Source organism: Niastella sp. (assembly GCF_045805085.1).
In the GTDB taxonomy this organism is placed as follows: Bacteria; Bacteroidota; Bacteroidia; order Chitinophagales; family Chitinophagaceae; genus Niastella.
The window spans coordinates 1-20,293 of record NZ_JBJMLX010000445.1 but is presented as its reverse complement, the minus strand read 5'-3'; the positions used below and the strand labels follow the sequence as shown (position 1 = coordinate 20,293).

Sequence of the window (20,293 nt, the reverse complement as noted above, 5' to 3'; positions counted from 1 at the left end):
GGATGTAAGCGGCACCATGCCTTTTGCAAAGACCGGTAGCCCCAATGGCAAACTGGTAAATACATTGGGCCAGCAAGCTGGTATTGTCCTTCCTACCCAGCCGAATGCAGCAGTGGTAACTTTCCGGGTTAAAACCGAACCTAATAAACAGGTTTGTAACCAATCGAAAATTACCCTGACTGATGCCGATGGTAATGTAATGTTCGTTAACTCAAGCGACCCTACTAACGTTGGTCAAACACCTACCTGCTTCTATTCAGATGGTATCCTGCCTTTGATGAACCTGAAATTTAAAGGCAGCCTGCAGGAACAAAAATCAGTTTTAAACTGGACTATGAATGGTGATGATGGTGTGGCTACTTATGATGTTGAATACTCAGAAAACGGTACTTCATTCGTAAAAGCCGGTACCGTTGTTGCCAAGGAAAATACCAATATGGCTAACAGCTATCAGTTCACTGATGTTGAACATACTTTCTCAACCACCCGTTATTATCGCCTGAAGGTGAACCAAAAAGGTGGAAACATTAACTATTCAGGTGTTATCAGACTGAATATTAGTGAACTGGACGTGGAAGCTGTTCCTAATCCGTTCGATAGAGATATAAACGTTCAGATCACTTTAAAAACTGCTGAACAGGTTCGCATCCGTTTGGTGGATTTTGCAGGAAGAGAAGTTTATAGCACTACCGAGCAATTGGGCATCGGAAGCCATTCTCTCAGCGTTCGCATCCCATCAGGCCTTGCAAAAGGCATGTACATGCTGGATGTAAGAGCTGGTAAAGATCTGATGTTCTCTAAAAAACTGTTGAAGAAATAATCCTTCCCAAAAGGTAGAATAATATAAAGCCCTCCCCATACATCGGGAGGGCTTCTTTTTTTGCGATAACTTTCAATTTGCTTCACCTCTTCCACTCCCAATACCCTTATTTCGCTTTTATAAACCTTTGCACGGCCGATTCCGTTCCGTTTGACACACTCACCACATACAGTCCCGGCTTCAAATTATTGACGTTTACGCTTTCTGTTTGACTTCCCCTCGATCTGTCAAATTGTACCACGCTTTGGCCGTTGGCATTCAGCACCTGGATATGCACCGCTTTATCCTGCCAGCCGCTGGCCAGTGTTATCCTGAGGTCGCTTACCACCGGATTGGGAAATACAGTAATGCTTTGGGCTGCATTATTCTCCGTTAACTTTATGATGCACACGTCAGACAAACCCTTGTGCCTTGGGGTTCTTGTGGCTTGGAACTTTTAAAAAAATCCATCCCGTAGAAACGGGACGGCGTTGTTGATCGTACCCTTTAAAATAAACTCTTATAGTAAGATTCAAGGAACAAGGCGCAAGGCATAAGGGCCCTGGCTTTGAGCCTTCTCATTATTTCTTATATTCAAAATATTTTCTTTTAAACCCTGAGCCCTTGCTCTTGAGGTCCTGGGCCTTTTTAAAAAAATCCCTCCCGTAGAAACGGGACGGTGTTGTTGATCGTACCCTTTAAAATAAACTCTTATAGTAAGATTCAAGGCTCAGTATCCAGGGCACAAGTGCCATAACTCCTGAGTTCTTGCTTTCGTTTGTTCCTGTAGTTTGGTTCTTGCTCTTAGAGGATTGAATTTCGGGTGAGGTATTTAGATAGGAATGGAGCATTTAATTATAAGGCTCAATTACATCAGTATGCATTCTTGTGCCTTGCTTTCTTGTGTCTTGTAGTTTGAAAAAAACCATCCCGTAGAAACGGGACGGTGTTGTTGATCGTACCCTTTAAAATAAACTCTTTAATCTCTTTCCATTGCACGATCCGAATTCATCAAACAGGGTACTTTTATACATAACACTTATTACGCCTTTTCAATTCAATCCGCTTCATCACAATTCTCTACCTCGTTGATTTACAATCATTATTTAATTCATTTCCACTGTTTCCACTACTCACCCTGCTATTATAATACGTTTTTGGCACCCGCCCCGTTGGGTATGCACACGCACAATAATGCTAAATGCCTGTTGTTGTTATCTATATTAAAATAAGTTAAACCAGATTTTGTAAAGCCGTTATTGGCTGTTATTGAGGCCCCCGGAGTAAATGAGGACAAACATGCAGAAGTAATAGGAACCAGTGCAACAATCAGCTGATTGATCACTGAATCAACTCCAATACATATGTGTTTCAAAAGGTACATGTTTGTACAGATTCGTTTTTAAGGGACCGGAATAAAGTAGATCACAGGAGAATGGGAAATTCTAATTGGTAGTTTTCACGGAAAATTGGGAGAATAATAAGACCGTAAGTAACGGTATGGTTCTAACAGGAGATTGGGTGAGATCATTGATCAGCGTTTCTGATCGGATACAAATATCTAACCTGAATTTTGATTATGCAATAGTAATATTACTTTTTTGCATTTTTTTTTACGATTGGATATTCACGATTTACAAATAAAAAAGGCCACCCACTGTAATGGATGGCCCGGAAGATATCGTTTAAGAATCTATGTTATGCTTTGTACTGAGGGATCAGGGTGTTAGCCAGATTAACCATTTTCTTAATACCATCGTCAGGTAAATTACCCTTCTTGAACTCAGCCAGGATATCAGCATGTTTGTTTTCCAATTCCATCAGGAAGTGTTCTTCAAACTCTTTCATTTTCTTCACAGGTACTTCACGCAGCAAACCTTGTGTACCCAGGTAAATAATAGCCACCTGTTTTTCTACTGAGAAAGGCGTGTATTGTGCCTGTTTCAGGATCTCCACGTTACGGGCGCCTTTATCAATTACCAGTTTAGTAGCAGGATCAAGATCACCACCGAATTTAGAGAAAGCCTCCATTTCGCGGTACAGGGCCTGGTCGAGCTTTAACGTACCAGCCACCTTTTTCATTGATTTGATCTGCGCGTTACCACCCACACGACTTACAGAGATACCTACGTTAATGGCAGGACGAATACCCGCGTTGAACAGGTTCGACTCAAGGAATATCTGGCCATCGGTGATCGAGATCACGTTGGTAGGAATGTAAGCAGATACGTCACCCGCTTGTGTTTCAATGATTGGTAAGGCAGTTAATGAACCACCACCTTTTACCAGGTGCTTTATTGATTCGGGCAAATCGTTCATGTTCTTTGCCACGCCATCATCACTGATAACTTTCGCAGCACGCTCGAGCAAACGGCTGTGCAGATAGAATACATCACCAGGATAAGCTTCACGGCCAGGAGGACGACGAAGCAACAGAGAAACCTCACGGTAAGCTACCGCTTGTTTTGACAGATCATCATAAATGATCAGGGCAGGACGTCCGGTATCACGGAAGAACTCGCCGATGGCAGCACCAGCGAAAGGTGCATAGAACTGTAACGGAGCGGGATCAGCAGCTGAAGCCGCAACGATAGTTGTATAAGCCATAGCGCCGTTGTCTTCCAGGGTCTTCATCACACCAGCGATGGTTGATGCTTTTTGACCGATGGCGACATATATACAATATACCGGTTTACCGGCAGCGTAAAATTCTTTCTGATTGATGATGGTATCGATAGCGATAGCTGTTTTACCGGTTTGGCGGTCACCGATGATCAGCTCACGTTGTCCGCGGCCGATGGGGATCATTGCGTCAATCGCTTTCAAACCTGTTTGCAGCGGCTCTTTTACCGGCTCACGATAAATTACACCGGGGGCTTTACGCTCCAGGGGCATTTCGTATTTGTCGCCAGCGATGGGACCTTTACCATCAATGGCTTCGCCCAATGTATTTACCACGCGACCCAGCATGCCTTCGCCTACGTTAATAGACGCGATCTTGCCGGTACGGCGTACTTTAGCGCCTTCTTTAATATCGCCGCTTTCACCCATCAAAACCACACCCACGTTGTCTTCTTCCAGGTTCAACGCAATTGCACGTACACCATTCTCAAACTCAACCAGTTCACCAGAACGTACATTGTTTAAACCGTATACGCGGGCAATACCATCACCCACCTGTAAAACAGTACCCACTTCTTCCAGGTCGGCAGCTGCGTTAAAGTTGCTCAATTGCTGGCGCAATATCGCAGATATCTCATCGGGTTTTATCTCTACCATATATAACCGTTTATTATTTTTTGTGTGTTAGAACTATCTTATCTTATCTTATAAATAAAGTCATTATTCATGAATTGCGATTTGATCTTGTTCAGATCGTACGCAATGCTGGCATCAATCAGCTGATCGCCTATTTCCAGTACAAAACCGCCGATGATCTCTTCATTTACGGTAGTTTTCAGGTCGATATTCGCCATGTTCGTTTGCCTTTGCACCTGGCCGACGATCTGTTTTTTCATTTCTTCGGTAACAGGGACTGCAGTAGTAAGCTTAACGGTATGAATACCTTTCTGCAGTTTGTATTGGTCTATAAAAGAGGTAATAACCTCAGGCAGGCTCGATTCACGGCCTTTGTTAATCAACAAGCGGTTGAAAATGCCTGTGAGCTCGCTTATTTTACCTTTAGTTACCGCTTCAACAATAGCCACTTTTTTATCGGCCTTTACAATCGGGCTACGCAGCAGCACTAAAAATTCACGGCTTTCTCTGCAAATGGATTGCAAAAAAAGCATATCCTGATACACTGGTTCCAACTGGCTCTTTTCATTAGCCAGGTCAATCAAACTTTTTGCATAACGCGCTGCTAAACGAGGGTTTGGCATTTATTGAATTTGAAAATGTGAAAATTTTAAAATGTGCCTTACGAATATGGTGATCCGTTAGCACAATGGCTAATTAACAAAACAGTTAATTCAGCTTCACTTCTTCAGCCAGTTGCTTAATGTACTTTTCCTGCTGTGATTTGTCGGTCAGTTCACGACGCAACACTTTCTCAGCCACTTCAATTACCAGCGTACCTACCTGGTTCTTAACATCAGTTAAAGCAGCCATTTTTTGCTGTTGAATGGCGGCACTGGCGTCGGAAATGATCTTGTTGGCTTCTATTTTAGCCTGCTCTTTGGCTTCGTTAATGATACGGTCTTTTGTATCACGCGCCTCTTTCAGCAACTGGGCTCTTTCTTCACGGGCTTTGGCCAGCAGGGCTTCGTTCTCACTTTTTAACTGAGCCATTTCAGCTTTTACCCTTTCGGCAGTAGCCAATGATTCGGCAATACCGGTTTCACGCGATTTCAGCGATGATAAAATAGGCTTCCAGGCAAATTTTCTCAGAATGATCAACAGGATCAAAAACGCGATAAGATTCCACACAAAAAAGCCTAATCCGGGGGTAAGTAATTCCATTGTAATTAAATATTTATGGTATTGTTTGCTTTACTTTCTCAGAGAAAAATACTGCATTCGCCGCCCTTTGCATTGAATGCAGTACATTTTTTACGTGCGAACCTACTAGCGGAATACAGCCAGCAGACCAGCAACCGCAGCCAGAAGGGCAACACCTTCTACGAGGGCCGCAGCCAGGATCATGGTAGCACGAATGTCGTTGGTTGCCTCTGGTTGACGGGCAATTGATTCAACGGCACCTTTACCGATCAAACCGATACCGATACCGGCACCAATTGCAGCAAGGCTAGCGCCAATTGCACCATAACCGGGCTGAACTTCCAACAGAATAGTCATCAAATTCATGATACTTGTGTTTATAATTAAAAAAGCGCTTAGTCTTGGTTAGATCACTACCGGATCTGAATGACCTGGTACATCTTCATGACCATGTCCATTTTCAAAAGCCTGTCCGATAAACACGGCTGCCAGGTTAGCGAAAATGTAAGCCTGTAAGAACGCAACCAGGATCTCAATTACATAAATAAATACCGCCAGCAGAATGAAGAAAGGTGAAGTTCCCCATCCCAGTGCCGTATTCATGGCGCCAAATATGAAAATCAAACAAATGAAGGCTAATATAATTACGTGACCTGAGATCATGTTTGCGAAAAGACGAATAATGAGGGCGAAGGGCTTGGTGAAAATACCCAGAATTTCTACAGGGATCAGGATGGGTTTTACGCCACCAGGAACCGGAGGATTGAAAATGTGCGCCCAATAGTGTTTATTGGTGCTGAACATAATAACCAGGAAAGCGATCAAACCCAGCATAGCGGTAAAGCCAATGTTACCGGTTACGTTTGCCGATCCGGGGATCAATCCAATCAGGTTATTAATAAGTATAAAGAAGAAAATAGTCAGCAACAGTGGGGTGTATTTTTCGTAGCTGTGTCCCAGGTTGGCTTTACCTACATCATCTCTTACGAAAGTGATAATGGGCTCCAGCGCATTCTGGAAACCTTTGGGGGCGCTTGTTTCGCCAATACCTTTTTTATACTTCTTGGCAACGCTGCTCATTATCAATATCAATAAAATTACTGATATCAGCATTTGCGTGGTATTGCGCGTTAAAGAGAAGTCGTACACTTTTGCAGTAAGACTGGGTTTACCTTCGGCATCCAATGCATAGATCTTGTCGTTCTTGAACAGTGGCTTTCCCTGCTCATCCTTTTCTTCTTCGATCTCTTTATGCTCTTTCAAATATTCTTCAGTGATCCACACATATCCTTCATGGGGCTCAGCTCCATGATGGAAAGCAGATGACATAAACGCAGTGAATCCCTTTTCAGGTGAATATAAAATAACTGGTAAAGAAAGAGATACCGGTGTATTTCCAATAGTTACAAAATGAAATTCATGACCATCAGAAACGTGTTCGATAATGAGTTTGGCAGGATTTAATTTTTCTCCCCCGGGCTCCCCTCCGCCTTCGGCTTTTACTAATAAAGGAGAAATAATAATACTCAGGCTGAAAACCGCTACCAATAAGGATTTGACGCTTCTGACCAGCATACCTGTTTATAAATTTTGCGCAAAGATAAGTATGCAAAAGGCAAAAACGAACTCGTAATGAAAGTATTTATTACCAGATGGCAATTGATTGAAGCTAAAGACCAACCCAATCATATTATTTTATTTCACATGCTTAATTGTAGAAATGAAATTAAAAGAAACCGCCTATTGCTTGCAAATAAATGTAATATTATAATTTTTAATAACTGATAACTACTTATTAAGCCGGAATATGCTTGTCGAACTGCATTTGGTGCAGTTTATAGTAAAAACCCTGGTGAGCTATCAATTCGTCGTGCGTACCCATTTCTTTAACCTCGCCTTTATCAAGCACAATGATCTTGCTTGCCTTGCGAATGGTCGACAACCGGTGGGCTATGACTATTGATGTGCGGCCGGCGATCAATTTGTCGATCGCTTTTTGAATAAGTAGCTCACTTTCAGTGTCTACCGAAGAAGTAGCCTCATCTAATATCAATATAGAAGGATTATACAGTAAGGCCCTGATAAATGACAATAACTGGCGCTGTCCCAACGACAGGCTGCCGCCTCTTTCCATTACATTGTAATCATAACCGCCCGGTAGCTGCATGATAAAATCATCCATATCAATCATTTTGGCAGCCGCTACCACCTGTTCTCTGGTAATGGCGGGGTTGCGCAGGGTGATGTTATCCAGCACGGAACCTGAAAACAGGAACACATCCTGTAAAACCACCCCTATCTGCCGGCGTAAGGCATCCAGCTTAAAATCTTCAATTTTTACATCATCTATTTTAATAGCCCCATGTTTTATATGGTACAACCTGTTCATGAGGCTGATGATGGAAGTTTTACCGCTTCCGGTATGCCCTACTATGGCTACCGTATCGCCGGGCTGTACTTCAAAGGAGATATCTTTCAGCACATATCTGTCGCCAGTATAAGCAAATGATACATTTTCAAAAGCGATCCTGCCTTTTACCATCTCCGGCGCAAAGCTGCCTTCGGTGGTTATTACATCTTCATTATCCAGCACCTTGAACACCCGCTCACTGGCCACCATACCCATTTGCAGCACGTTGAACTTATCGGCTATTACCCGCAGCGGGCGGAACAACAGGTTCAAACACAGGAAAAAGGAGAACATTTTCCCGATCAATAACCGGCCGGCCACTTCATCAGTACTATAAATACCCAATGCATGGGTGGCTGCCCACCACACCATTAAACCGGTACCTACTGCCAACACAATTTCTACCACCGGGAAAAACACCGAATAGGCAAAGATGGCGTTGATGTTGGCGTTGCGGTGGTCTTTATTGATTGTTTTAAACTTATTGAACTCTTTATCTTCTGCTGCAAACGCCTGTACAATGGCCATACCGGTAATATGCTCCTGCACAAAGGCATTGAGGCTGGCCACGGCATTACGCACCCTGATGAACGACTTGTTCACACTCTCCTTAAAAAAATAAGTGGCTGCAATTAATATGGGGAACGAGGCCAGGCTGATCAGCGTAAGGCGCCAGTCAACAAAGAACATAAAGATCAGCACGGCGATGATCGACAGCAGGTCGGCGATAATGGGAATTAAGCCATCTGAAAAAATATCGTTGATGGCCTCAATATCATTGATTGTGCGGGTTGTTAAAGTACCAATGGGCGTGGTGTCGAACTGGGATAGGTTCAAACCCAGAATTTTGCGGTACACATTCACCCGCAGGTCTTTTACTACGGTTTGTCCCAACCAGGCAGTGAGATAAGAAAAATAAAAACGGAAGGCTGTTTCCAGTAACAGCAACCCGATCTGGATAATGGTGACCCAGATGATCACCTGTTCCATGGATAATTTTACCGCTTTATCGCCGGTAACGCCCTTATGAATATAGTCATTGATGGTGATCTGAATGAGCCAGGGACGAATAGGAGATACAATGGCCAACAGGATAGCCATTATTACCGAAAGAATGAATTTCTTTTTATAGGGTTTCGCATACTGAAATACCCGTTTCAGTAAACTTAAATCGAATATGATCTTCCCCTTGCTTTTTTCCGCCATAACGAGTTTGCAAAGATACGGCTTGTAAAGTGAATGGTCAATGGTGAATGGTCAATGGACTCGCGCTATTAAAGATTAATTAACGATCTTGCGCCGGCCGATTTTTCTGCCTTGCCCGCCAAAGCTTTAGCGTAGGAGGGCCTTCTGCCTACTCACCCATGGATTTACGGTAAGCTTTAATGAAAATAGCGCCGAGATTTTTATATGGTGGAATATAATCGTCGAACATTTCCTTGGCATCGCCGGTAACGAATTTCTTTTTCAACTCACGCCACATACTTATCCAGTCGATATTGCGCCCCACCAGCAACCGCTCGTTGATAGCCTGCAAAATAGGTTCATTCACTTTTTTGGTACCCACCTGTTTTGAAGAAACGATATGCGCATCGGGACAGGCCGTTAATACTTCATTCAGGTTATTATATCCGCCGCAGGAACCCAACACTATGATCCGGGCGCTCGAAGGCAACTTTTGTATGGTAGTTGACAGGTGATAACTATGTCCGCGATGGATCACTACCGTTGGCGTTAAATTACGCGCCTGCAGGTATTCGATCAGTTTATTCTGGGCTTTATCATCAGGGTCATCTTCCCCATACAATGGTTTGTTGGCAAATATCCATACGGGTTTTCCTTTGGTAGATGTAATGGAAGTCCATTCGGCCTTTCTTTCATCAACCCGCCAGCCAGGTTTGCCCCGGAACATATTCATAAAGTTCTGGTACGAGTTCTGGCCGTCTTTATCTTCATCACCATAAAAGAACACCTGTTGAATTACCCGGCCACTGTCGTCTGCGAGGCTGCTATAATCTTTACCATAAATAGAAGGAATGCCCAACAATGCTGACAGATCAACTTTTTTGGTTGTATCGGCCGATTCAAACAAAATGCGCAGCAGGTTATAAATAACCATTCCACGCTTGTTATTTTCCTGCACATTTTTGGTATAGCTAACATTCACCTCATTCAATATAAAATCAGCCAGTTCTTTATTCTTATCCATGATGCTGCTGTAAGAATCAGCTACGTCAACCGCATCTTCGAGGTCGTTTATTCTACGGGGTTTTTCCAATCCTATCACAAACGCCTTCATCATGGTTTCGGCATTCTGTTTATCCATTTTACCCAAAAAGTCGGTCAGCTCATTATAACCGGCAGCCATTTTAATGAACTTTCTGAAAAAATCACCATGAACGCTCATGATCAGGCTATCGGCGCGCGGTTTGGTCATGCGTTGCCAAATGCGGGGATATACCCCACGGGTGTAACTGGAAGTATAAATTTCATCTTCACCCAACACGGCCAGGTAATACAGTTCCTGGGCGGTTAACCCATCGAGCCGGCGAAAACGAATGTTGTCATTGGGATTGGTATGCAGCGCATTTATTTCGCGAATAAAATATTGATTCGCCTTACGCTTCATCATTTCCGTTAAGGTCTGCAATTGATTGGCGGTATCATTATAGGGCGGCAAAGACCTTTCAATATATTCGATCCTGGTTTTTACCAGTAATCTGAAATACCCCAGGTCATTTTCCTTAACACTGTCAATAGCCTGCAGGGTAATTTTTCCCCGCATCAGGTTATCTAAAAATGGAAAATACAGCTGGCCGCTTTTGCTGGTAGCAATACGCGCTACCAGTTGCACGGTTGAATCACTGTGATGGCGAATGCGATCGCCCAGTTTATTACTGGCCTGGGCATAATCGTATACTTTCGTGATATCGGTGCTCAACGCCACTTTTATTAAACTATCGGCAAAATAGGCGTTGGGATTTTTAGCCAGTTCGGGCATTATCTGGTCTGGGTGTAAGGTCAGGTACTTTCGCATTAATACAATGCGGGCGCCCGACATGCCTGGGTTGTCTTCGGAATATTTGAGCGACTCTATCAGCATTTTATCAACTCCGTAGTCATTGCTTTCTATGACGGAACCAAAGCTTTTATGTTGTTTGTCCAGCTCCATACACTGGCCAAATGCATTTATAAGCGCCGGGGCCAGCGAGGCGGGAAAATCGCGCCGGTTGAGGTTTGAAAAATAGTTTTGTAACAGGTAATCGATACTGCGCAGGTATTTGATCTTTCCATTGCCGTTAAGGGTAGAATCCATTTCAATCTGATTCTCCAGCTCATCAACGCCCCGGATGAGGGCATCCATAATTTGCAGGCTAACGGTGGTATCAGCTGAAATTTTGCCCTGGTTAACAAACTGAATAGCCTTTTTCTGTTGCTTATCGATATTGCTATGCCATAATTCACGCTCCATGGGCACCTTCATAGGATATGAAGTTTGCGCAAGATCCGATTGCCAAATCAATAAACAAATTGCAATAATTAGTATATGTATCCTCATATGCTGCACATCTAGGGGTAGAGCAAAAATATGACCAAAGGGTTGTATAGGGCTGTTATTGGTCCGGTTAGCGCTTTTCTGTATTAAGAAAACAATAATTACCGGCGAAAGTTAGTAAAAGAAAGTCAAAAAGTCCTGTCATGGATAACGTAAGCCCCATAATGGGGAACTGGTAACACTGGTAATCAGGCACAAGGGCTCAATTCCTTACAAAAACAGGTTCAATTATTATAAAAACAAACGCTGTTTTCAAAGGAACAGAGCCGGTTTTTCAATCAAACCCTCAATTTTTCAAACGAACTGAAGCATTCTACCTGACAAACAAGCCTAAACTTTCAGGGATAGCACCGTTCTTGCTAAAAACAATCATTTATTTATAAAAACAGACTCCGTTTCCCTGAAAACAGACTCTCTTTTCTGAAAAACGATTGTCGATTTAATGAAAACCGGATCTGTTCTTGTAAAACCAGATCGCTCTTTTTGAATATCAGAACATTTCAGGCTAAAAACATATCGATTTAATTAGCACGGTATCGTTTTTGCGGGAAGAAAGACCTTTCTGATTAATACCGAATGCTTTGTAACTCCCAGCCCACTTACCGTCCGGTGGCCATGCAGTCTTTTTCTTTACCTTCACATATTAACAAATTGTGAACTCAATATTATCATTTACAGGGTAGAACCTTTTCGAGTAGGTTTGCAAAAATTTCATTTAATGAATGTTAAAGGCAAAATCCTGATTGCAGATGACGAGCCTGATATAGTGGAAATTATCCGGTATAATCTTACCAAAGAGGGTTATGAGATAGTGACAGCTAATAATGGGGATGATGCCATTCAAAAAGCTAAATTAAGTCAGCCCGACCTGATTATCCTGGATATTATGATGCCCCGCAAGAACGGGGTGGAGGTTTGCGAAATTTTACGTGCTCAACCGGCTTTTAAAGATACTGTAATCGTATTCCTCACCGCCCTCAGCGATGAAAGCTCACACGTTAAGGGCCTGGAAACCGGTGCAGACGATTATATCAGCAAACCGGTAAGCCCTAAAATTCTCGTAAGCCGTATACACGCTATGTTTCGCCGCATCAATAAAGAACCGGAAGAAAAAGTGATCAAGATCGATAACCTCGAAATTGATCCGGTTAAGTTTGAAGCCAAGGTCGATAGCAAAGCAGTTGTATTAGCGAAAAAAGAATTCGAACTGCTGTACCTGCTGGCATCGAAACCCGGCCGAGTATTTCTGCGGAACGAGATCCTTAACCAGATCTGGGGTAACGATGTGATCGTTGGCGACCGTACCATCGACGTTCATATTCGAAAAATTCGCCAAAAGCTCGGCATCGATTGTATTACCACCGTTAAAGGGGTTGGCTATAAATTCACCATGTAGAACGCCAAACGCTGAACGCGTAATGCTGAATGCCCAAAAGGGGAAATTTCAGCGTTAAACATTAACTTCGAATAAATGTCCGCGAACACTGGACGTACAAATCCTGATTTGAGGCACATATAATCAGCGTTCAGCGTTGAGCGTTAAGCATTCAGCGTAAAATATGTCTTCAGCCAAAAATTTTTCACCGCGGCAACTGGCCGCTTTTACAGCAGCTATCTTAGCTTTTCCTATTGCCGTTGGTATTCTTATTCTTACCAGCAACTGGCAGATCGGATTGGGTTCGCTGCTGGTGGTATTTGCAGGCAGTTACTGGCTGATACTGGTTACCATGGAGCGTTTTATTTACCGCAAAATAAAACTGATCTACAAGCTCATATACCAAACCAAGGCTACCAAAAAAGAAGAGATGTATTTCAAATACATTCTTCCCCAAAAAAGCATCGACGAAGTTCGCGCCGATGTGGAGGCATGGGGCGAACACCGCATTCGTGAAATTGAATTGTTACGCCAGAACGAAGCCTACCGCAAGGAGTTCCTTCAAAACCTTGCCCATGAATTTAAAACGCCCATCTTCGCCATTCAGGGTTATGTTGATACCTTGTTGGGAGGCGCCATGGAAGAAGAGGCCATTGCCAAAAGGTTCCTGGAAAATACGTCCAAAAACGTAGACCGCCTGGTGAACCTGATGAACGACCTGGATGAGATCTCAAAATTGGAACGCGGCGAACAATTACTGGCCAAACAGAACTTTGTCATTCAGGACCTTATTAAAGAGATCTACGATTCCCTTTCCATAAAAACGCAGGCAAAAAATATCCGCACCGTAATCAAGAAAGGCTGCGAAGCACCCATCACCGTTTTTGCCGATAAAGAAAAAATAAAACAGGTGCTTATTAACCTCGTTGAAAATGCCACCAAGTATGGCAAGCATAACGGTTATATAGTAGCCAGTATTTATGATACCGACGACCAGCACGTGCTGATTGAAATAAGCGACGATGGTATTGGTATTGAAGAAGAACACCTGCCCCGCATTTTTGAACGCTTTTACCGCACCGATACAGCTCGTAGCCGCGATAAAGGCGGCACCGGTTTAGGCCTCGCCATTTGCAAACACATTATTGAAGCCCACGGACAAAGTATTCATGTGCGCAGCACGCCCGATGTTGGAACAACTATTGGGTTTACTTTAGAATCTAAGAGAGATTAGGTTGAAGTGGAGTATTATCGGTGTTGAGTTGCCTGTCGGCAAACGGCAAACGTGAAACGGCAAACGCCCCAATTCGAACAGTTTAAATAATAGCAGCTCTTTAAACCGAACTAACAAACTCAAGAACTCAATAACTTACGAACCTAATAACTTAAACATCTTTCCACAGAAGCTACATAGAATCATTTAATTCTCTCTAATACCCATAAACCAACATGTGTCTCGCCTACCAACAACCGTTTCTTTGGGGCAATTTCCAATACTATGAAAATGTTGAAACCGACCCTTCTGCTTCCTGTTATACTTTTAATAACATACAACAGTAAAGCACAGTGCAGCAGCAACAACTACACCCTTTCTTACGATACTACGGTACACGCATCAGGTAATTCTTTATATTCCTTTTCGTTTCCCCGGTTAAACCCAACACTGGGCACTTTAACCGAAGTAGACATTACAACCAATATAACCCTCATATATAACTTTAAACTGGAAAATGGGGAAGCCAACCCGGTAAGCAATTACCGCGTAAAAGTGTTCCGCGACGATGAAATAAACAGTACGGCCCTCCTTGACCCATTGACCAGCTCGTTCCAAAAACAATATGGTTATTTTTCCCTCGCCGGTTCTGATGGCATTTCCAATTCAGGACCCGATTTTACCCAACAGGGACCGCTGTATGTAATGAATCAAAAGAGCACTACCTACACCTTGTATAATACGGCTGATTTTATGGGACACGATTCGGTTCAATTCGATTACACCACCTCTACTTATTCCGCCGCCCAGGGCAGCATCAACAATAACCTGGAAGGATCGGCTCAGGATGCCGTGAATTTCAGGATCACCTATAAGTATTGCCCACAGGCGGTTCTGGCGGCAGATATCACTTCGTTTACAACTAATAAAATAAACGATGCTACCATCGATATTAAATGGATCACGCAAAACGAAAAAAACAATCGCAATTATGAAATACAGAAAAGCACTGATGGAAAATCTTTTAGAAACATTGCTGAGCTGGCTTCAAAAACCGGTACCCCGCAAACCGGCGCCTATAATTATTCGTACGCGGTACAATTAGCCGATAATAACAAGACCCTGCTGTTCAGAATTAAACAAACAGATGCAAACGGGTCTGTACAATATTCGGCCGTTCGTGCAATAAAGGTAAATGCAACCGCCAACGAACAATTTAAATTATACCCTAACCCTGCCAAAGGCGCTACGAGTCTTATCTTCAGCAACACCAAACACGGCAACTGGGAAGTGAACATTCTCAGCGTAAGCGGACAATTAGTAAAGCGTTATTCTTTTACCAATGCCCTTACCGGCAATATAAACACCGGTAATGAACTGGGCAAAGGCATTTACATGGTTCGGATCATTAACAAAACCACCCAGGAGAAAGGGGTGCGACAACTCATCATTCAATAAAGAGAGAAAGGGGACCCTCAAGGTATAACGCGAAAACCTGCAAACCGGGTTTTCGCGTTTGGCTTTGGTATAGGGTTTGTGCAGGGACAAAAAAAGGGCGAAACTTAAAAAAGCTCCGCCGGTCAACATTAAGAAACTGCTACGATTGTTATTTATGTATAACACACAGCAATAAAACGGACCCTAAGGTACACCTGCCATATTAACGTATTGTGTTTCCAGTGTGAACAAATGATTACCCTTACCCCCAACCGGGCACCACTTTACAACCGGCTCCGTAACAATTAGTTTACATAATACTAACAGCATCTTAATAATACTGTAACAATGAGGTCATATATATGAGGGAATTTTGATAAACCCAAACTCAATGGAAAAACGAGCAGTAGATGTGGTAGTTATATCTGATGTACACTTAGGTACATACGGATGTCGTGCAAAGGAGCTGGTTGCTTACCTAAAAAGTATCCTGCCTAATATTCTTATCCTTAACGGGGACATTATTGACGGGTGGCAATTTTCCAAACGTTACTTCCCTGCCTCCCATATGGCGGTTATAAAAGAGGTATTGAACCTGATTACAAAAGGGACGCGCGTTTTTTACATTACGGGCAACCATGATGAGTTACTTCGCCGCTATGCCGATTTCCAGCTCAGCCATTTTACGCTGACCGATAAACTGGTGCTGGAGATTGACAATAAAATGACCTGGATCTTTCACGGTGATGTGTTTGACAATACCACCAGGGGAGGCGCCAAGGTACTGGCAAAACTGGGCAGCAGCGGTTATGGGGCACTGATCCTGTTTAACAGAATGGTAAATTTTGTGATGAAAGCTTTTGGCCGTGAAAAGGTATCCATTTCAAAAAATGTTATGGCCAGTGTGAACAAGATGGCCAAAATAGATGCCTTTGAACAAATTGCAGCCGAACTGGCCATTGAGAAGAAATATGAGTATGTGATCTGCGGCCATATTCACCAGCCGCAAAAAAGAGTGATCGAAAACGAAAAAGGCAAAGTCACGTACCTGAATTCGGGCGACTGGGTGGAGCATTTAACCGCCCTCGAGTACCGTCAAAACGAATGGACCATTTTTGAATACAACGAAAAAGATTTTCCGCAAACTGCTATCGATACACCGGCCAAAGTAAATGTGTTAACTGATGAGATCAGTTTTTACATCAACTCAATGGCTATTTAAATTCAGCCGAAGACATTCAACATTATGAAGATATTTTATGCAATACAGGCTACCGGCAATGGACACATTAGTCGTGCCATGGAGCTGTTGCCCTATTTACAGAAATTTGGTACGGTTGACATCTTTTTAAGCGGCGCCAACAGTACGCTCCCCTTAAATGCCCCTATTAAATTCCGCAGCAAGGGAATGAGCCTGTTTTACACCTGCGATGGCAGTCTTGATTACTGGAAGATCGTTAAAAGCATTTCGCCGTATAGAGTGATGAAGGAAGTTCGCGACCTCCCCGTTGAAAAATACGACCTGGTAATTAACGATTTTGAGTGTATTACTTCCTTAGCCTGCGCCCGTAAAAAAGTGCCTTCGGTAAACTTCGGTCACCAGGCCAGCTTTGTATCTGATAAAACTCCCCGGCCAGATAAACCAAGCAAAGCGGGGGAATGGATACTGCAGAATTATGCCAAGGCTACCAACTATATCGGCCTGCACTTCGAAAGCTATGATGACTTCATTTTTTCACCCGTTATCAAAGAAGAGATCTTACAGGCTGAAGCCACCAATAAAGGTCATATAACCGTATACCTGCCCTCCTATTGCGACAAGCAGTTAATAGATTTGCTGAAGCCTTTCAAAGACCACCGGTTCGAGGTGTTCAGCCGCCAGGCTTTAAAACCATATACCGTCGACCATATGAACTTCCGCCCGGTTGATTCAAAAGATTTTAACCGCAGCCTTATCAGCTGTCATGGTATTGTATGCGGCGCCGGCTTTGAAACCCCGGCAGAAGCGCTGTACCTGAAGAAAAAAATGATCGCTATTCCTATTCAGGGTCAATATGAGCAACAATGTAATGCCGCCGCCCTGAAGAAGATCGGCATCACCACTCCTGATAAAATCGATGATGATTTTACCGATACATTCAATAACTGGGTGAACGATCCTGAAACACCCAGCGTACAATACCGGTATTCAACCGAAGCTATCATTAATATATTGATGTATCGCTGTACCGATCTTAAATCGCGGCTCGATATCCCATATCCCGAACTTATTTTCAACTAATACAACTTCGTTCTTCCGTTTAAACAGGTGCTACGTTTGTAACAAACGTGGCACCTCTTGTTTTAAGGAGGTATGCTACAAAAAAGAGCCGTCACGATAGAAATCGAACGGCGTCAGTCACATGAGAGAAAATAAAACTCTCACTTTATAGAGAATCTTAATAGTATAATTAGAAGTTATTTACCGCTGGGGTTAAAAGGGCATGCAGCGGGGATAAGATGTTAAAGATACCGCCTGTAGCTTGTAAATTCATAATTATTTATAAAATTTTACCTTTTTCTTACATTTTTCCAATATCGGCCGGTCAGTATTTAAATTTATCTAGTAAAGCCGCCACTTCATTTGTAAACATCTATTCTGTATTATACTAACACATATTCGCCACATAAACGCCGCCCTCCCGAAGAGCTGGAGAACGGCGCTAATAACAGCATCTGTTAAATGACATGAACGGTATTGAAAAAATGGAATCACCAGCAAGATAAGAGCCCACTATTAGCCCGCTGTTACAGCAGGGTTACGAAATCGTGAAACGTGAAACGGCAAACGGCAAACAGTTCGCGAGATTTGAAATTAATTACGACCTTGCATCGCCTGCATTTTCTCTGCCTTGCCCGCCGTCCGCGTGTCGCTGAAGCTTTAGCGGAGGCGCAAGCTTTAGCGTAGGAGGGCCTTCTGCCTTAAATAATTAATATTACCTTATTGTTAATTTTCGTACATTAATAGTAGAAATTAGCAGTGAGCAGGTGCTTGACCATATTATTCCTTGTAGTATCCTTTGCTATCCGCCCAACCGCTTCCGCGGCCAATACGATTCAATTTGACTTTTGTGGAGAACTGATCAGCTTTGATTTTGACCAAACGATTATTCCTGATAACCCCGTATTATCGGATGAAACGGCTATCACCGCCTTCTACCAACGCCTCAACCCAAAAGATTATGATCCTGTGGTGAATGCCCTCCTTTCCTATAAAGAAAAGTTCAAACCCGATGACTGGCTTTTTTACCAGCTGGTAAGAAAAACAGCGCAACAGATAAGTCCCAAATCGAGCGACTACCACCGGTATACCCTGTACAAATGGTACCTGCTTTCCAGATCGGGGTACGATGCCCGGTTGGCCGTTTCAGGCAATTACATTTTGTTTTATATCTATTGCGCAGAGAACATCTACAATATCCCTTACCGCCTGGTGAATGGGAAACAATACGTTTGTTTGAACTACCATGATTATGGCAATAATATCGACTTTCAAAAGCACGTCTTCACTTCAATTGATCTGCCTGTTCCGGGTGCGGAAACTGTTTTTTCGTACAAGATCACTCACCTGCCAGAATTCAAGCCAACCGATTATACCGTAAAAGACCTGTATTTCAATTACAATGCAAGCGACTACCATTTTAAAGTAAAGCTGAATAACCAGATACAAACGCTTTTTATCAATTATCCGGTGGTGGATTATGCATTGTACCTGAATATTCCGCTGAGCAAGGAAACGTATTATAGCCTGATACCGCTGCTGAAGAAAAGCCTGAAAGGTTTGAGTGTGAAAAGCGGGGTCGATTACCTGATGCGTTTCACCCGGTATGCATTTATGTTTGAACCGGATACTGAAGTTTTTGGCGGCGAAAAACGCCTGTCGCCCGAACAAACACTGCTGTATGACCAAAGCGATTGTGACGACCGGGTTGCATTGTTCTACTGTCTTGTAAAAGAGATCTATAACCTGCCCATGATCGTTGTAACATATCCCAAACATGTAACAATAGCAGTACAATTTAAGTGGCCGGTTGGCAAGCCAATCGTCTACAATGGAAACAAATACTCCATTTGCGAACCTACCCCGCAAAAAGAAGACCTGATGCTGGGAGAAACACTGCCTGAATTAAAGAAGGTTCCCTACGAGGTCGCGTATGTATATACGCCACAAAAAAAATAACGAAGCCATCATTTAGCCTTTTTCTTTGAGTGCCGGGATAGTATTGTTGCACTATCGGTATAAGAAGTTCCATGAGTGTAATCATATTGTTGCCGAACCAGGAACACACTGAGCGGTAAAGTCTTTTTCATCCCTGCTGTACGCCCGTTTGGAAAAACAAATGACATATGAAAGCTGTCTGTTTTAAAAAGTTTGTATTTATCCTTTCCTGCATTCATGGCGACCCAGTTGATCGTATTGCTATCTACACCAGTCAATAACAATTTTTCATTGTCCCAATTCCAGATCACCGAATCGCTTTGATGTACTATATTATTCATCCGGGTATTTACCGAATCGCCTTTGCTGATAATATATCTGTATACATTGATCAGATTCCCGATCCTGCTAAAGTAAATATAGAAGGTATCCTTTCCGTCAATCAGCTGCCAGTTATCATTTCCTGTAATGCCTTCTATTTTATCGAATACTTCTTTGGCGGACTTATTCTTTTTTACGGGCTCATTACAAGCGGCGGCAACCAATATCAAAAAGCAATTAAAAAATACTCTCATGCTGTCAGTTAATTGTTACGCAAAAATAAAAAAACCGCTCCTCTTGACAAGAGAAGCGGCTTTCAATATTAGGAATATTATTACATAAATTTAGTCCACGTTTTCCACCAGGTATCACCTACAGCACAAGCGCCTTTGTAAGTAGTGCTGGTAAAGCCAGACAATTTATTATCTGTAAAGCTTGCACCAGTAGCTGCAGCTGAAGATGCAGATGATGGGTTAAAATCAGGCGTAGTGTAATTGAACGGCGCAGTTAAACCTACATCTGTGTTATTAGGAAGAATGCTGTT

The 20,293-nt window shown here is 42.9% G+C and carries 16 protein-coding genes and 1 pseudogene; 7 read left to right on the top strand and 10 right to left on the bottom strand.

The genetic code is table 11. From position 1 onward, the window contains the following. On the top strand, positions 1–820 hold an 820-nt coding region (locus ACJ751_RS23600; RefSeq protein ID WP_407747997.1), incomplete at its 5' end, for a T9SS type A sorting domain-containing protein. Positions 821–926: 106 nt separating this feature from the next. Here ACJ751_RS23600 and ACJ751_RS23595 read toward each other — a convergent pair. From ACJ751_RS23595 to ACJ751_RS23560, 8 genes are all read right to left on the bottom strand, one after another. Continuing rightward, a complete protein-coding gene (locus tag ACJ751_RS23595) occupies positions 927–1,211 on the bottom strand; it encodes a T9SS type A sorting domain-containing protein (RefSeq protein ID WP_407747998.1) in 285 nt (94 codons plus the stop codon). Positions 1,212–2,497: 1,286 nt separating this feature from the next. Next, positions 2,498–4,078 (bottom strand): F0F1 ATP synthase subunit alpha, encoded by a 1,581-nt coding sequence (gene atpA / locus ACJ751_RS23590; RefSeq protein WP_407747996.1) that lies wholly within the window; start codon positions 4,076–4,078, stop codon positions 2,498–2,500. 38 nt (positions 4,079–4,116) lie between these two features. Beyond that, positions 4,117–4,680 (bottom strand): ATP synthase F1 subunit delta, encoded by a 564-nt coding sequence (gene atpH, locus ACJ751_RS23585; protein WP_407747995.1) that lies wholly within the window; start codon positions 4,678–4,680, stop codon positions 4,117–4,119. An 85-nt stretch (positions 4,681–4,765) separates the two neighbouring features. Beyond that, positions 4,766–5,260, bottom strand: coding sequence for a F0F1 ATP synthase subunit B (gene atpF, locus ACJ751_RS23580; protein WP_407747994.1), 495 nt, complete (start codon positions 5,258–5,260; stop codon positions 4,766–4,768). 105 nt (positions 5,261–5,365) lie between these two features. Next, entirely contained in the window at positions 5,366–5,596 is a 231-nt protein-coding gene (gene atpE / locus ACJ751_RS23575) for an ATP synthase F0 subunit C (RefSeq protein WP_407747993.1), read from the bottom strand. A 48-nt stretch (positions 5,597–5,644) separates the two neighbouring features. Continuing rightward, the gene (atpB, locus tag ACJ751_RS23570; RefSeq protein ID WP_407747992.1) at positions 5,645–6,814 is read right to left on the bottom strand and encodes a F0F1 ATP synthase subunit A; all 1,170 of its coding nucleotides are present in this window, start codon (positions 6,812–6,814) and stop codon (positions 5,645–5,647) included. A 220-nt stretch (positions 6,815–7,034) separates the two neighbouring features. Then, positions 7,035–8,855 (bottom strand): ABC transporter ATP-binding protein, encoded by a 1,821-nt coding sequence (locus tag ACJ751_RS23565; RefSeq protein WP_407747991.1) that lies wholly within the window; start codon positions 8,853–8,855, stop codon positions 7,035–7,037. A 148-nt stretch (positions 8,856–9,003) separates the two neighbouring features. Further along, positions 9,004–11,133, bottom strand: a complete 2,130-nt coding sequence (locus tag ACJ751_RS23560; protein WP_407747990.1) for a hypothetical protein — start codon at positions 11,131–11,133, stop codon at positions 9,004–9,006. A gap of 790 nt (positions 11,134–11,923) precedes the next feature. Here ACJ751_RS23560 and ACJ751_RS23555 point away from each other — a divergent pair. The 6 genes from ACJ751_RS23555 to ACJ751_RS23530 all read left to right on the top strand — a co-directional run bounded on the left by ACJ751_RS23555 (position 11,924) and on the right by ACJ751_RS23530 (position 19,449). Continuing rightward, positions 11,924–12,601 (top strand): response regulator, encoded by a 678-nt coding sequence (locus ACJ751_RS23555; protein WP_407747989.1) that lies wholly within the window; start codon positions 11,924–11,926, stop codon positions 12,599–12,601. A 163-nt stretch (positions 12,602–12,764) separates the two neighbouring features. Beyond that, positions 12,765–13,814, top strand: coding sequence for a sensor histidine kinase (locus ACJ751_RS23550; RefSeq protein ID WP_407747988.1), 1,050 nt, complete (start codon positions 12,765–12,767; stop codon positions 13,812–13,814). Positions 13,815–14,084: 270 nt separating this feature from the next. Next, positions 14,085–15,251, top strand: a complete 1,167-nt coding sequence (locus ACJ751_RS23545; protein WP_407747987.1) for a choice-of-anchor E domain-containing protein — start codon at positions 14,085–14,087, stop codon at positions 15,249–15,251. Between the two features lie 370 nt (positions 15,252–15,621). Next, the gene (locus ACJ751_RS23540; RefSeq protein ID WP_407747986.1) at positions 15,622–16,452 is read left to right on the top strand and encodes a UDP-2,3-diacylglucosamine diphosphatase; all 831 of its coding nucleotides are present in this window, start codon (positions 15,622–15,624) and stop codon (positions 16,450–16,452) included. A 24-nt stretch (positions 16,453–16,476) separates the two neighbouring features. Continuing rightward, positions 16,477–17,511 (top strand): glycosyltransferase family protein, encoded by a 1,035-nt coding sequence (locus ACJ751_RS23535; RefSeq protein ID WP_407747985.1) that lies wholly within the window; start codon positions 16,477–16,479, stop codon positions 17,509–17,511. 738 nt (positions 17,512–18,249) lie between these two features. Next, positions 18,250–19,449: a hypothetical protein gene (locus ACJ751_RS23530; protein WP_407747984.1), complete on the top strand. Its 1,200-nt coding sequence runs from the start codon at positions 18,250–18,252 to the stop codon at positions 19,447–19,449. Positions 19,450–19,457: 8 nt separating this feature from the next. Here the strand turns inward: ACJ751_RS23530 and ACJ751_RS23525 are convergent, their stop codons facing one another. Together ACJ751_RS23525 and ACJ751_RS23520 are read right to left on the bottom strand one after the other, a co-directional pair. Continuing rightward, the gene (locus ACJ751_RS23525) at positions 19,458–20,003 is read right to left on the bottom strand and encodes a hypothetical protein (RefSeq protein ID WP_407747983.1); all 546 of its coding nucleotides are present in this window, start codon (positions 20,001–20,003) and stop codon (positions 19,458–19,460) included. Positions 20,004–20,083: 80 nt separating this feature from the next. Beyond that, positions 20,084–20,293: pseudogene (locus tag ACJ751_RS23520) on the bottom strand (hypothetical protein); the annotation flags it as partial.

Coding starts and splice junctions, on each gene's coding strand:
- atpA (WP_407747996.1), bottom strand. CDS start 4,078: ATGGTAGAGATAAAACCCGATGAGATATCTGCGATATTGCGCCAGCAA.
- atpH (WP_407747995.1), bottom strand. CDS start 4,680: ATGCCAAACCCTCGTTTAGCAGCGCGTTATGCAAAAAGTTTGATTGAC.
- atpF (WP_407747994.1), bottom strand. CDS start 5,260: ATGGAATTACTTACCCCCGGATTAGGCTTTTTTGTGTGGAATCTTATC.
- atpE (WP_407747993.1), bottom strand. CDS start 5,596: ATGACTATTCTGTTGGAAGTTCAGCCCGGTTATGGTGCAATTGGCGCT.
- atpB (WP_407747992.1), bottom strand. CDS start 6,814: ATGCTGGTCAGAAGCGTCAAATCCTTATTGGTAGCGGTTTTCAGCCTG.
- ACJ751_RS23565 (WP_407747991.1), bottom strand. CDS start 8,855: ATGGCGGAAAAAAGCAAGGGGAAGATCATATTCGATTTAAGTTTACTG.
- ACJ751_RS23560 (WP_407747990.1), bottom strand. CDS start 11,133: ATGAAGGTGCCCATGGAGCGTGAATTATGGCATAGCAATATCGATAAG.
- ACJ751_RS23555 (WP_407747989.1), top strand. CDS start 11,924: ATGAATGTTAAAGGCAAAATCCTGATTGCAGATGACGAGCCTGATATA.
- ACJ751_RS23550 (WP_407747988.1), top strand. CDS start 12,765: ATGTCTTCAGCCAAAAATTTTTCACCGCGGCAACTGGCCGCTTTTACA.
- ACJ751_RS23545 (WP_407747987.1), top strand. CDS start 14,085: ATGTTGAAACCGACCCTTCTGCTTCCTGTTATACTTTTAATAACATAC.
- ACJ751_RS23540 (WP_407747986.1), top strand. CDS start 15,622: ATGGAAAAACGAGCAGTAGATGTGGTAGTTATATCTGATGTACACTTA.
- ACJ751_RS23535 (WP_407747985.1), top strand. CDS start 16,477: ATGAAGATATTTTATGCAATACAGGCTACCGGCAATGGACACATTAGT.
- ACJ751_RS23525 (WP_407747983.1), bottom strand. CDS start 20,003: ATGAGAGTATTTTTTAATTGCTTTTTGATATTGGTTGCCGCCGCTTGT.